Raw genomic sequence first — 13,164 nt, 5'->3', positions numbered from 1 at the left:
AGGGAATGCACTTCCCCCGGGGCGCGCCTACATCAGGATCAACGAACTCCTCGGCGGCGGCGGCGCGACCTTCAAGATCTTCAAGGGCACCGAGCTCACCATCGGTGGTCATGGAATTGGATTGGCGCTTCTGCTCATCGCCTTCGGGCCCGTAGCAGTGATTGTCGTCGGCACGTACGCCGGTTTGCCAGTGTTGTTGATCGTGTTGCTGGCAGTCCTGGTCTTGATTGGGGTCGTCGGAGTCACGGTCATGATTGTGAAGTTGCTCGGTAACTCCAGCCGGGATCAACCCTAATCGGGGCGAGTCCGGACGGGAGATAGACAACTCAATGAATAGGCCACCGAGCCGGGGGTTCCTTTACAACCCCCGGCTCGGACCTATTTCCCATAGTAAGGAGGTTCGACATGGGTGTGAAGGGAGCAACAGCGGGCAGGACATCGATCACGACCAAGCCCACGGTCGAGAAGCTGGTCGAAGACATGGCCGAGAAGACGCACATCACCAAGAGCGACTTGTTCAACATCGGCATCGACATCCTGCATTTCGTGTGGACGGTGCTCGCCAAGGGCGGCGTCATCGGAGTGAAACTCCCCGGCGACGACGAGTTCAAGCCGGTCCAGATCTACATCCCCGGCATGACCCAACCGTTCACGACCTGATAGCCCTACGGCATCATCCTCAGCGCTCGCCGACAGAAGTCGGCGGGCGCTGTTGCGCTCGGGGTATGACGCCCATCCGAGATGTTCGGAAAACGATCGGTTCTCAACACTGATGCAGTAGGCACGCCGAAGCCATATGGGCGGCGAGAGCCGTACCGTCTGGCGCGGTCTCGTGACCAGCAAGGATTCCGGTTTCGCGCACGAAAATGAGGCGAATCCGGAAGGTGTCGAAAAACGTGTTGCAAAGTCGGAGTGTCCAACAATTCGCGTCGGCCCTGATTCACGCACTCGAACAGGCGGGCTGCGCGAAGATCTTCACCGACATGAAGTCCGGCAAGGACACCGAACGCGAAGAGCTCTGGAAGTGCCTGGAGTACGTGCGCGCCGGTGACACCTTGGTGGTGCCTTCACTCGATCGACTCGGGCGCTCACTGCAGGACCTGATCTCGATCGTGGCCGGACTCCGCAAGCGCGGCATCGGATTCCGCTCCCTATACGAGGCCATCGATACCACCACCCCCGGCGGACGCCTGGTGTTCCATGTCTTCGCCGCGCTGGCCGAGTTCATCCGCGAATTGATCGTGCAGGGCACCAACGAGGGCCTGGCCGCCGCACGCGCCCGCGGGCAGCGCCTCGGACGCCCGCCCACCATGACCGAGGAGCAGATCCGCCAAGCCCGTGCCATCCTCACCCGCCCCGAGGAGACCGTGTCCTCGGTCGCCCGACTGCTGGGAGTTTCCCGATCCACCATCTACAAATATGTACCCGAACTCAGCGAGAGTCAGAGTCAACTCACTCTCAAGAAACATGCAGGTCAGAGCTATGAAGAGCCCATCTCCTGATTGCGTGACACAAATCACACGTCACGGCGTTTTGCCAGGTCGTCACACTCCTACCCCTCTGAACTGCGGAGACGCCGGATCAAGTAATGCATAACGCCGCTCTTCTATTACGTGCGATTCGATGCCAGGTGCTAGCCTCCAGGAAATTGGGTCCTAGCCCTGGTGCTGCTGCATCAGGGCTTTCTGGTTTTTATGTCTGATTCCAATACCGGGACGCCGTCGCCCCGCAGATGGCGACGTCGTGGACGCCGTGGCCATGGAGCAGTTCCTCCGCCTGCCGCGTCCGGTACACCTCCCACTCGGGAGACACCTCCACCTGCCCGGATCGTCAGGCATGCCATACCGCCGCGAGCAGCGCGCCAGCGCCATGTCGTCCTGCGGAATGCCCCCGAACCGCAGGGTGACATGTCCGCGATAACGCCGCGGATCAGCCAGACGCCGGACAGTGTGATCGATCTGGTCGATCGCCAGCTGACGCGCGCAACCAATCGTGGTACCCACAACTACTACAAGGGACTGCTCGACTACGTCATGAACACGCTCAAGGTCGTGCAGTCGACCTTGATCCTGCTGATCATCGCGGGCGCGGCGGCCTTCGTCATCTTCGCCGCGGGCATCGCCGCCGCCGTCTACCTCGCCGGTATGCCGTTGCATGTAGCGGTGGGCGTGGGGGTTTTGGGTGGCAGCGCAAGCACCGTGTTCGGGTCGATCACGGTCGGCCGTTGGGCACTGAAGGCACTGCGCCACTTCAAATCCGTCACCGATCGCAACGAGAAGAGCTTCCCCGATGATCCGCCGAGTCCGGCACCCGAGGAAACCCCTGCGCCGTAAAGGCATTGCTCTGCCTCATGGCTACACCGGACAGCACGGTCGTAGCCAAAACCGTTGCGACGACGGAGAACTCGGCGCCGACAGTACCGCGCCCGAAGGCGAGTGCCCCGATCACCGCACCCAGCAGCATCCCGATCCCCGCGCTCGCGACACTCGCGACGACGCGCCACGCCATCGGATGAAGCACCAGGTGCGCGTCTGAACTCCGCATCCTCAGCACCATACGCGGTCACACCTTGGTGTTGGGTCCCCAAAATTCCCCAGTCCTGAACAAGGACTGCACGTCGCCCGTGCCGCCCTCGAATGCGCGATTTCGCGTCAGGAAACAGGTGCGCGACCGAGCCCTCATGTCGCCCGTCATCGGTTTCGCCGCGAAGGACACCGCGATGACGACGAAAAGCGCGTCTATCCAGGTAGATCCGCCGTCCGGTCCTCGTTTCCGCTGGACCCCGGCGCGACGCTGCGCCCATGAGCGGCTTTCGATAACCAGGAGCGCATCGGCGGTAAACAAACGAATATCCCCAGTTCAGGGCACACATGTAGAACTACATGCTCTTTACATGTAAGACCGTTCCGGCGCGGAGTGCATGTGCATTTCGGTGATACATCTGCACATTCGCGCGAAAAATACTGTGCTGCAGGGTATTTCGAGTCTCGCGTCGGCAGACGACTGTCGGTCTCCCTCCCTACCCTGGATGCGCAAGTGCGCGAAATGCGCTGATGGAAGGGGATTCCAGGAATGACCACACGCCGTGCAGGTCTCATCCGAACGCTGGCCGCCATTGGCATGGTCGGCGCTTCGATGCTCTCCGTAGCGGGATGCGCGACCGATTCGCCGAAGGAGCAGATCGATCGCGAACACAAGGCGGCCAGCGTGCCGGTGTTCAAGCTACACATGGAGCACGACCTCTGGTCTCGGACGAACAGCGACCACGTTGGTGACTCCGGCAGGAAGGTCGACAAACCGAAGAGCCTGACCGACGATCCGGCGACAGGCATGGCGACCATTGAGCTGACCGGGCCGCAGATGGTGGACTACCTCCAGATCCTGGACTACAACGCGCACGGCGGCATGAGCGCCCACGACCCGTCCCTCGCGGGCAGCGTCTACGACGCGGTCGCTCCCGTCGTGGACAAGCTCCAAACGCCGCCCGCGCCGGATGCCCCCGCGCCCGAGGTCACCGTCAGCGCGGCGGTCAAATCGTCCGCGCCGACGACCGCGGCGGCGAAGTAGCCGAGGGCGGACTTCATGGTCATTCTGTTTTGGGCGAGAGCGGTTCTGTGGTTCCCCAGCGTGATCGCGGTGCTCGTGTCGCGCTGGTTCCGCCGCTCCTCGTCGGTCTTGCGCTTTGCGTTTCCGGTGTGCGCGATCGGCTCGGTACTTCTGGCGGTCGCCTCCCCCGTCATCAGCACCGACTCCATGCCGATGCAGTTCTTCTCCGGCACCGCGCTCATCGGGTTGGCGGTGTTGTGCGCCGCCGCGTCCATCCTGCTGTGGCGGACACAGCGGACCGAGTAATCACTTTGGCCTTCACTGCAGGTCAACACCACATACATGCATACATACATACATGTGAATTGTTGGCGACTTCGGGCCGCGCATGAAGACTGCCGCCCGATCGACAAGGTGAGGTGGACAAACTTTGTCCACCTACTCAGTTCGAGTACTGATCGACCCCCATATGGTGCGTAGCCGCCGCACGCCATAGCCCACCACCGACACCCGAGCACCACGCAGACCAGGATCATTTGGATTTTCGGCGATTACTACCGGGACCCCGTGGTGCACGCCGAAGTGAAGAACGCCGAACTCGCCCTCGTGATGCCGACCGGCGAAGCCGAGCTGGACGAGTCCGCCGCGCCGGGCGCCGACGAAGTCATTGCGCTGCTCACCGGGATCGACCGGAAATACCGTTCCGGCCAGTGATTCGAGCTCATCCGGGTCAAAAACCGGGTGCCAGGATCCACGCTAAAGCTCGAACCGCATCGCCACAACACATATGGCTGGACCAGCAGCGATGGCGTTGTAATCGCTTCGGGCGCCGCGGGGGATGAGCGCCCGGTACCGAAGGTCAGCGTGTAGGAGTCCGGGGTTCCCACTAGGTCCGCAGAGAGACAGGCACGCCGGGCGATCGAGCCACATCTGGGGGCGCAGTTAAGGCCTACGGACTTGCCTTCGGGATCCTTTGCAGCAGTGCGAGGCCCGGGGTTCGGCTGATGCGAGCCCCATCCCGCACCGCCCCCGAGCTGGGGATCTGCCAGCGATGGCATCGGAATGGGATCGCGATGCCAACCAGATCCCATCGGGATGGCATCGCAGATGTCACCAGCTTGTGACCCGTTATCTGTCAACTTAACCCCCATCACGGGGGTATTGTCGCGGGGCGATGCGCACACGATTACACGATTAGTCGTTGTAACCCGGGTCACAACATGGGTGTCCCGCCGGAAGTTGCGCCGAAGTCTCGGCGTTACCGTATGTGCGTCCTACAAAGGAAAAGCGCCCGGATCGTCGGGATTCCCAACGATCCGAGCGCCTGCTGGTCACCCGCGCGAACGGCCTACGAAACCATTGATCGCGCGAAGTGCCACCGCCGACAGCCTGGCCACTTCGGCCAGGCTGTCGCTGTTGGACAGGTAGAGAACCCCTGCCACGAGATCGAATCCCGAAGCGATAACCGGACACCAGTGGTCAACTGCCGCCCTGACTCGTTCCAAACCCGAAGGCCTGTCCCGAGTCTCGGGATCCGACTGCTCAGACGGATCGGAATCCACCTGGGCCCCTTTCCTACGATGGCCACCGCCGGGTGCGGCGGCCAGGCCTGGGGCCCCTCGTGAAAGAGGCTGTGTAGGTCAGGGACTCGGCAAAAAATCGAACGCACGCGCGAGTCGAATCCAAGGCGACAGTCTAGACCCGACTCCCCGACGGATAACTACCGATCCGCCACGAGGGTTCCCATTGCCGCTCCGTCTCCGATTTGCGCGGGCGCGGAACCCTGCCGAATCGAAATCCCTTCTCGGCAGCACCAATACGGGCACCGATAGGGCAGGACTATTGGATCAAAACTTTTCCGGCGTTTCGACCTGACACACCGACGCGCCTACCACCAAACTGCCCGGTCTCGTGTTATCACCCCCAAGCCTGGGAACAGGCAAATCGGTCGAAAAGCCCAGGCGCGGAGGCGGACTGGCAGCTCTATCAGGGCACCGCGAATCGGACCACCGCAGGGTTAGTCCGCCGACATCACCGAGACGGCCCTGCCCCCTTGTGTGACGCAGTCGCGAAACCTCTTGGGAGAAATAGGGCGTGTCGAACATTTCGCGCTTTCGTGTCGCCCCGGCCCCGGCTGGCGAGGCACACCGGGGTCGTGACAGCAGTCCGCCCGGCCGAGGAGTCGACCGGGCGGACACAGCATTTGGTATGTCGGCGGCGCTACACCTCGTCCGGGAGTTTGGGCGGCACATCGCCGGAACCCAGGAGTCTGCGTTGTAGAGATTCTGGCATCCGCGGAATCTCGGTACGGGAGGCGACGACCGGGTCGGGCCGCGGTGGCTCGGGCATCGCCTCGTCCAGATCCACCAACCCCGGCACCTCGACATCACTGTCAGCGTCGGCGAGATCGAGGTCCCTCCTGGGTCGGTCCGCGGCGTGGGTGTGTGAGTCGTCGTCGAGGTCGGTGTCGAAGATGCGTCCGTTCACGCGGCGGGTGATGCGGCTGCCGACCGGCCCCTTCTGGGCTTCACGGGCCTCGACGATGCCGCGGGCGTGCTCGGCGTCGTCGCGATGAGGGTGCAGCGAGGTGTGCACAATGTTCCCGAGTTCGTCCGCGGCGACCAGGATGTACTCGGCGACCGGGGCGTCCACGCGGGCTTTGCGGGCACGTTGGTCGAGCGCGCCGCCTGGGATGCAGCCGAGCCGGTCGGCTATTTCGGCGTAGGAGCGGGACAAGCCGAGCTCGACCAGGCGGTCGCAGATCTCGAACTCCGGCGCGGGCAGCCTGGCCACCAGCTCGGCCATGCCGGTGGGTTCGGTCCGGTTGCGCCGCAACCAGTTCCGGGGCGGCGTGGAGGCTTCCCAGATGGTGCGCAGCAGCTCTTCGGCTTCTTCGTCCCAGTAGGGCAGCTCCGCCGCCGCATGCTTGCCGCGCGCGATGGTGTCCCAGTCGTAGCCCGGATCCGCTTCGATCGCCTCGCGCAGCCGATCACATGCTTTGCCGCGGCCCCCGTTCTCGATCAGCATGCTCGCCCGGTCCCGGGTGGCCTTCTCGGTGCGGCCCAGACTCCGGGCGATGTCCCGCCACGGTCTGCCCTGCACAAGCCCTGTGATCAAGGTCCGGTAGTGGTACGCCGTCCACCGCGCCCCCTGCCGTGACCACGGGTTTCCGTCGTCGATATCCGTCACGATGTTCCTCCCTGCTCGCCAACTTTCCGCGCCCCCTGCGGCGCGCTGTTCCGCCAGCATCGCACCGGCCCCCGACACAATCAGACGATCGCCATGGACTCGAAAACTGTTGTTGCACTTGTAATTCCAAACGCCTCCGACAGTTCCGGCCATCGGATTGGGTGCCGGGGGAATCGACCGATTCCAAGCGGGTGGTTCGACGATTTCGAAACAACGGGTGGGAACGGACTAGGTTCGCTCCGCAGTTTCGGGAAGACCGACCACCAGCGGGCGTCCCTGGTGGTCGTCCTTGTGGACCAGGATCGGATGGAGCCAACGCACCACCGGAGTCTGCGACTGCCGAGGACCGGTCCAATAGGTATGCCAATGCGCGCGGCGCAGGTGTGCGCGCACACCTGCGCCGGTACCCGTGTCGGCGGACTCGGCATCCGAGGTGCGGCCGACGGCGTGTAGCGCAGGACCGACGTCGAAGCCCAGATCGATGATGGTGGGGTCCTCACCGCGGCGGGTCTTCTTGCCGTGCTTGCCCGGCTCGGGCCGGTGGTCGTGGGCGTCACGGTGGTCGCTGCATAGATACAGCAGCAGACTGATGGCCAGATTGCTGGCCCGCTGCATGTTCTCGCGAGGAATCTGCCCGAGCGAGCCGAAACCATGCAATCGGGTGACCAGTTCGTCGATGCTGTAGGTGCCCGATAGCGGCAGAAAGACCACTGTTTCTTCGTGGGTGGGGTGGCGTCCGACGTAGTGCACCCGGCTGGCCAGCGCCACTTGCAGATTCCGGACATCGGGGTCCGCGGTGGAACAGATCTGCTCGTGCTCGGTCATACCGGTGACGAGCATGCCGACGAACACCGGAGGTTCGGCCAGCTGATCCAATTCTGGCTCGACCATCGGCCCTGCGTCGGCCGGGATCGGCTCGGGGAAGACGAGGAACGGATCTGGATGCGGCAGCCGCGCCAGGACCTCGCACGGCACCTTCGCAGTGGTTTCGGTGCTCAGCAGGCTGTCTGCCAATCCAGGATGCACCCGGTAGACCACGCGATGGCGCCGCCACAGCCGCGCAGCCTCGGCGGTCTGCGCGGTCACCCCGAACAGGGTCGCCTGCTGAGCGCCGACCATCGCTTCCAGCTGCGCGATGAAGGTCCTGCTGCGCAGGGAATCCTGCGCACCGCGACCGAGGAACCCCTCACGCAGTCGATCGATGAACAGCGCGACCTCGGGGTTGCTGCGCCCGATGTTCATGGTCTCGATCGTGTCCTTCACGTACTGTTCGGCCACCTGTACCGATTGCTTGGCCGACACCACCTGCTCGCTGCCCATCGATCCAGGATGGCATCCCGCACCGCCACCTGGGCGGGATGTATTCCATTGGGTACCAGAGGATTTCACACGGTTTACGGCAATACCCGGACATGATCTGATGTCGCGGCCGGTCGTCCGTAAGGCACTACCGCGACCGGAACTTCAGGAAGTCGAGGAGAGATACCCCGCGATGAGTAGGAAGAGCGCTACCGAACTCGCTGATGAGCTGTCCGATCTCGCCCATTAGATCCGCCGCCGCGCCGCCGAGGAAGTCCGCACCGAATTCGCCCGCGAGATCGCGGACCGCTTCCTCGGACGCCCAGGCTTGGACCGCTCCGTCTACGGCGGGCGGCTTCCGGAGGACTGCCTATTCGAAGAGCTCACGAACAATCCCGCACTGGCGAAGGTGCCCGAGCTCCAAGCTGCACTCGCACGTTTCGACACCGACGATGGGGACGGGGTCACCCTGGACTTCCGTGCCGGTGTCCTGTTCGCAGTCCGGCTGCTCACCGATCCGGACTTCGACTACTGATCGGCCCAACCTCCCAGCGCACCGCTTGCGCCCAGTATTGCGGGGCAACGGGATTCAGCCGCTTACAGTTCTGGCCTCGGCAGTGCCGTTCACGTACTGCCGAGGGAGTTCGGTGCCGTTAAGGATCGTGCTGGCGCGCCTTGTTCAGCGCGTAGATGGTCACCACGAACGCACCGACGATGAGCGCCAGGATCGGCAGCTGTACCAGCAGCATCACCCACGGCCCGCCCGCCTCGATAGCGTGCGCGATCAGCATTTCCATGCTCGTTGTTCTCCTTCAACGACAAAAACCCCCCGCCAGTGGCGGGAGGCTTACAAACAGGGTGCAGACACAAAAAAACCCCAGCTGAATCAGCTGGGGTAGATCTCGGGATATAGGTGTGCCCGTTGGGGTGAGAGCTTAATCATCCAGGTATCCGCCGTCAATACCCGAAATACGCAGGTAGGGAAAAGATCTCGGCGATGGCGTTCAGCAAGGTGGCTAGGGCATTTTCAGCAACGCAGGCAATCCGATAGCTACCCACCACTCGGGTCGGTAGCAAACCGGATTGCCATGGATCCGGAGTCGCCGCGGAGACCGGACGCGGATTCGCTCGAAAAAAGTTCGTGGGGTCTCTGCCGGGCACTGCCATAGAAAGTCGCGTAAGACCCGGGATGAGGGTTGGAACCTCACCTGGCCACGCCCGCACGCGGCGCGCAGGGCGGGACGTGGATCCTCGCGCGTGACTTGGAGATTTTTATGCAAAATGGGGATGAGCCGGTCACTTTCGGGCCGGCCCTGGGGTTCGCTACCGACGCTGAGCTCGTCGTCGAGCTGAGGATGCGGGGCTTCGCGGGTCCGTTGTGCGAGGCGTTCGAGCGCCAGCTCTGGCTCTACGGGTGGCGGGTTCTGCGCGGCATGGTGCGCGATCGCAGCATCCTGCGGGTGCACACCGCGCTCCCCCAGATGTATATCGGTCTCGATGACTCGCGCGCGCTGCACGACGGCGCCGACCACCGCAACGATCTGGTCGTCGACACCCTCGCTCTGGCAGTGCCTTTCATGATCGACCAGCTGCGCAAGGGCAAGTGGCAGCCGAGCAAGTCCCGCAGCACCGACCCCAAGCTCGGCACCTACTTCATCACCGCATGCGCGATGAAGTTCCGCGACGCCTACCGCGCATGGCACAGCACGCGACTCAAGCAGATCAAGGACGTGCTGCATGAGCCGGGTTATCAGGAGGCGATCATCAAGGTACGCGTGCCTGGGGTCGATGCCGTTGTCGTAGACCGCTTTCGGCTGCGCCTGATCCTGAAGGTCGCCACCCTCGAGGAACGGGTCATCATCGCCGGGCTGCTCGCGGACAAGACCCACGCCGAGATCGCCGACGAACTCGGCATCGGCACACGCGCTATCGAAGCGCGCCTATACCGGCTGCGCCAGAGCGTCTGGGAAGACCTCGGCGCCGCGCCCGTCGGCCACGGGCGCAAGCGCAAGACCAAGCAGACCGCCCGCGTCTCGAAGAGCCACCGATGAGCCTGACCGAACCCCCGCAACCAGTGCCGGGTCCCGAATCCCACACCGGTACCGGCCCCGGCGATTCCGGGACGCGGCCTATCCCTGCGGCATCGCGATCGGATCCAGTGGGATCCGGGCGAGGACGCAACCGCGCCCGCCCGGTGCCGAAGAGCCTGCGGGCAGGCAACGCACCCCAGGACGGGTGGGATCTGTTCGAGCGGCAGATGGTCTGGATCACCGGCAACACCGTGGTCCTGCTCCGGACGATCGCATTGCTGTTCGCCGTGATCGTCGCGGTGGCCCTGATCGGTGCCGGGGCCACGGTGGCCATGCGGGTGTTGGGCGTATCGCCGGCGTGGAGCGTAGTCGCCACTGGTGGCAGCGTCGTGGGAACCAGCTGGGTCAGGGGAAGGATCTCCGGCCGCAGTGCCCGCGAAATCCCTACCGCCGAGGGCGATCCGAAGGAGCCGGATGCCGACGGCCCGACCGCGATCCAGTGACCCTGTCCCAGCCCCAGCCCGCGAATGCGGTGGCCATCACCACGGTCACCGCGACCAACGCGTACGCGCCCGCACTGGAGGGCGCGACCAGCAGGGCACCTATGCCCGCGGCCAGGAAAAGCCCGATGCCTGCCGCCGCCAATCCCACAACCCACTGCCAGGCCACGGTGGCCATGCGGGCAAGCGGGTGATCATGCACGTCCTGGACCTTACGCACCCTCGAACCACCTTGCGCCGATGTAGTTCAATGGTAGAACTCCTGCTTCCCAAGCAGATTCATAGCTTCGCTGGGCGTCGAGCCGACCTTTTCACTCGTAATGAAGGGTCGGGCATGAACTCTCGACGGTGCATCACACGCGCACGAGAGAAGAGCCCCGATCTTCGGAGTGATCGGGGCTCTTCTCTCGTATGTGAGGGTCCGACGCCAACGGAGTACCTCGCGCCTGAAGCTCGACTGCATGCCAACCAGGGAGACCTCGAACAGAGATCTCGCCCATCTAGCTCCACGGCGATGAACCTATTGTTGTTTGGGGTGGTGTGGCGGATGAACCCCAGCGCGTCCGCAGTATTTGTCGTCGTCTCTGAGTGTCATGGGACACGAATATGCCCAGTTCGCAGGCGATCTGGCGTCCTACACGTGGCTCGGTGGTTCACAGCTGGTGCGCCTGTAATTTCTCGTATGGAACATCGGTTGCCCGGGGCGCTGGACGATTCGCCGGAAGAGGTAGCGGCGCATCCGGGGCCGTGGGAATGTCGGGGTGCGGCTACAACCGCCACTGGGAGTCGAGAACGCCAAACTCGGATCACGGTGTGGGCCTTCGTATTGCGCGAGGGCTTCGACTGCAAGCCAACCACTCACCGTGTGGTGCGCGCAGAGCGCACGAACACCCCGATATCGCCGAGGCGACCGCGCGCTCATCCGCCGCGGTCGGTTCCGTGCCACCGTCGGGGCGTTTGCCCGCTCCGGGCTGTGTCCGCGGTGCGCGCGAACTCGGAGAAGCGCTATGAACGAGCCCGGGCGGCCTGACCGCTCCCCGTCCCGCGATATCCACGCACCTCGCTCTCATGGCCCGGGCTCTGCGGTGCCCCGGGCCGGTCACCGCCGCGAGTGGACCTGGCCGAAAGCGACAGTGACCTGCGTACTGGGTCTGGGTGCCCTGCTGTTCGCATGGGAGCTGATCCGCGCCGGTGATGACCCGAACACCACCATCGCGCTCACTCTGGCGCTGGTGACCGGGATCGTCACCGCCGTGGCCTCGGCAGGGGCAGTACGTTCGTCCCGGCTGTCCGAGGCCGTACGCGTGTTCCTCAACGGTGAAGGACCGCGGCGATGACCACCTCACCACCAGATCTCGAAGCCCGGGTGACCACAGTGGCGGAGTTCCTCGAGATGCTGCGGATCATTCACCAGCGATCCGGGCGCACCGCCAATCACATCGCCGAGGTCGCGGCCATCCCGCGCAGCACCGCCTACCGGTATGTGTCCCCGCAGAACACCGTTCTGCCGAGCAAACCCGAGTACCTCGAACGACTCCTGCGGGTATGCAAACTCCAACCACGAGACATCAAACGAGTGATGCGTGTATGGGAGCAACTCGCCTCCACATCCAAGCCCGAACCTTCTGGCCCGCAAGAGAATTCGACTCCCCCCACATCGGTCGTCCACCCGCCACGAGCACCCGAGGTGATCTCCCAGGCACGCGCGAGATCCTGGCGCCATGACCACGAATACAGGCCCGACAGCGGTATTGAGAAACGTCAGCTCGTACGACGCGTACTCATCAGCGCGGGCCTGGACGGAGACGAACTACTCGAACGCCTCGTCAGCGAATTGCTGCTGCTCGGCTACCGTCCGCGCCGGGCATGGCGGCTGGCGAACGAGCTCACCCAGGAACGCGTCGCCGCCGAATACAACGCGCTGACCGGACGACCCTCAGCCAGCATGAAGGCGAGCCGGATCTCCGAATATGAGACGTGGCCCCTGTCTCGCGGCCGCTACCGCATCCGACCGACGATCACCACGCTAGGCACCCTGGCCGCCATTTACCACACCACTTGGGACCGGTTGGTCGATAACCACGACCTTCAGCACATGTCCGAGAAGGACATCGCCCGCTGGGCCTCGGCCGCCAAACCCGCGCCCCACGAGAACCAGGAACAGCTCATCACCCACGCGAAGGACCACCTGGCGCTCCTGGCGCGACAGGATTATGAGTACGGATTCACCGCAGCGCTCAAGCGAATAGGGGATCTGCCGTGGCACGTGTTCGACGAACTCGATGCGTGCCAGTTCGACATCGCCACGTGGATACGGCCCTACAAGGCAGGCGCGGCCGACGTTCTGGTCGGCAGGGCCCCGGAGAATGCGGGCATCGTGGCGTGGCTTCCTCTGCTCGCGGAAGATCTCGGCGCGATCGCCGACCCTGTCGGATTCCCGAAAACCTCGTTCCGGCGGTCGGCGATGTACTTGCAGGGCTACGGAGACGCTCTCGAACAGACATTCACCGCTGTTTCCCGCCACCCCGGCGACGATGTCGAGGCGCGGACCGAACACCCGAGCTGAGTCGCCCCGATTCAGTAGTCCGGTTTGCGCGGTT

General features: G+C 63.9%; 16 protein-coding genes. 12 read left to right on the top strand and 4 right to left on the bottom strand.

Translation table 11 applies throughout. The annotated features are described in order from the left end of the window. The 7 genes from OHB26_RS39670 to OHB26_RS39640 all read left to right on the top strand — a co-directional run. On the top strand, positions 1–295 hold a 295-nt coding region (locus tag OHB26_RS39670; protein ID WP_330186053.1), incomplete at its 5' end, for a hypothetical protein. 110 nt (positions 296–405) lie between these two features. Further along, the gene (locus OHB26_RS39665; protein WP_330185969.1) at positions 406–660 is read left to right on the top strand and encodes a hypothetical protein; all 255 of its coding nucleotides are present in this window, start codon (positions 406–408) and stop codon (positions 658–660) included. Positions 661–896: 236 nt separating this feature from the next. Continuing rightward, positions 897–1,502: a recombinase family protein gene (locus tag OHB26_RS39660; protein WP_330185970.1), complete on the top strand. Its 606-nt coding sequence runs from the start codon at positions 897–899 to the stop codon at positions 1,500–1,502. A 405-nt stretch (positions 1,503–1,907) separates the two neighbouring features. Beyond that, a complete protein-coding gene (locus OHB26_RS39655; RefSeq protein ID WP_330185971.1) occupies positions 1,908–2,333 on the top strand; it encodes a hypothetical protein in 426 nt (141 codons plus the stop codon). 739 nt (positions 2,334–3,072) lie between these two features. After that, positions 3,073–3,567 (top strand): hypothetical protein, encoded by a 495-nt coding sequence (locus tag OHB26_RS39650; protein ID WP_330185972.1) that lies wholly within the window; start codon positions 3,073–3,075, stop codon positions 3,565–3,567. A 60-nt stretch (positions 3,568–3,627) separates the two neighbouring features. After that, positions 3,628–3,852 carry a hypothetical protein gene (locus OHB26_RS39645; RefSeq protein WP_330185973.1) on the top strand — a complete coding sequence of 75 codons (225 nt, stop codon included), beginning with the start codon at positions 3,628–3,630 and terminating at the stop codon, positions 3,850–3,852. A gap of 261 nt (positions 3,853–4,113) precedes the next feature. Next, positions 4,114–4,260, top strand: a complete 147-nt coding sequence (locus OHB26_RS39640) for a hypothetical protein (RefSeq protein ID WP_330185974.1) — start codon at positions 4,114–4,116, stop codon at positions 4,258–4,260. A gap of 1,506 nt (positions 4,261–5,766) precedes the next feature. Here OHB26_RS39640 and OHB26_RS39635 read toward each other — a convergent pair. Beyond that, positions 5,767–6,735 carry a hypothetical protein gene (locus OHB26_RS39635; protein ID WP_330185975.1) on the bottom strand — a complete coding sequence of 323 codons (969 nt, stop codon included), beginning with the start codon at positions 6,733–6,735 and terminating at the stop codon, positions 5,767–5,769. A 228-nt stretch (positions 6,736–6,963) separates the two neighbouring features. Beyond that, positions 6,964–8,055, bottom strand: coding sequence for a hypothetical protein (locus OHB26_RS39630; RefSeq protein ID WP_330185976.1), 1,092 nt, complete (start codon positions 8,053–8,055; stop codon positions 6,964–6,966). Between the two features lie 307 nt (positions 8,056–8,362). On the opposite strand from OHB26_RS39630, the gene OHB26_RS39625 reads away from it, so the two are divergent. Then, positions 8,363–8,569, top strand: coding sequence for a hypothetical protein (locus OHB26_RS39625; RefSeq protein WP_330185977.1), 207 nt, complete (start codon positions 8,363–8,365; stop codon positions 8,567–8,569). Between the two features lie 118 nt (positions 8,570–8,687). On the opposite strand, the gene OHB26_RS39620 is transcribed toward OHB26_RS39625, so the two are convergent. Next, entirely contained in the window at positions 8,688–8,831 is a 144-nt protein-coding gene (locus tag OHB26_RS39620) for a hypothetical protein (protein WP_330185978.1), read from the bottom strand. 399 nt (positions 8,832–9,230) lie between these two features. On the opposite strand from OHB26_RS39620, the gene OHB26_RS39615 reads away from it, so the two are divergent. Both OHB26_RS39615 and OHB26_RS39610 read left to right on the top strand, forming a co-directional pair. Next, a complete protein-coding gene (locus OHB26_RS39615; protein ID WP_330185979.1) occupies positions 9,231–10,085 on the top strand; it encodes an RNA polymerase sigma factor in 855 nt (284 codons plus the stop codon). Next, positions 10,082–10,567: a hypothetical protein gene (locus tag OHB26_RS39610; RefSeq protein WP_330186052.1), complete on the top strand. Its 486-nt coding sequence runs from the start codon at positions 10,082–10,084 to the stop codon at positions 10,565–10,567. Before OHB26_RS39615 ends, OHB26_RS39610 begins: the two co-directional genes overlap by 4 nt. Here the strand turns inward: OHB26_RS39610 and OHB26_RS39605 are convergent. Then, the gene (locus tag OHB26_RS39605) at positions 10,509–10,784 is read right to left on the bottom strand and encodes a hypothetical protein (RefSeq protein ID WP_330186051.1); all 276 of its coding nucleotides are present in this window, start codon (positions 10,782–10,784) and stop codon (positions 10,509–10,511) included. The genes OHB26_RS39610 and OHB26_RS39605 overlap by 59 nt on opposite strands. A 913-nt stretch (positions 10,785–11,697) precedes the next feature. Between OHB26_RS39605 and OHB26_RS39600 the strand changes: the two genes are divergently transcribed. After that, positions 11,698–11,901, top strand: coding sequence for a hypothetical protein (locus OHB26_RS39600; protein ID WP_330185982.1), 204 nt, complete (start codon positions 11,698–11,700; stop codon positions 11,899–11,901). Next, positions 11,898–13,130 (top strand): hypothetical protein, encoded by a 1,233-nt coding sequence (locus OHB26_RS39595; protein ID WP_330185983.1) that lies wholly within the window; start codon positions 11,898–11,900, stop codon positions 13,128–13,130. Before OHB26_RS39600 ends, OHB26_RS39595 begins: the two co-directional genes overlap by 4 nt. The last annotated feature ends 34 nt before the right edge of the window (positions 13,131–13,164 follow it).

Origin of the sequence: Nocardia sp. NBC_01503 (assembly GCF_036327755.1) — a bacterium.
Lineage (GTDB): Bacteria > Actinomycetota > Actinomycetes > Mycobacteriales > Mycobacteriaceae > Nocardia.
Note: the sequence above shows the minus strand (reverse complement) of the source record. Positions and strands in the feature narration are given on the sequence as shown.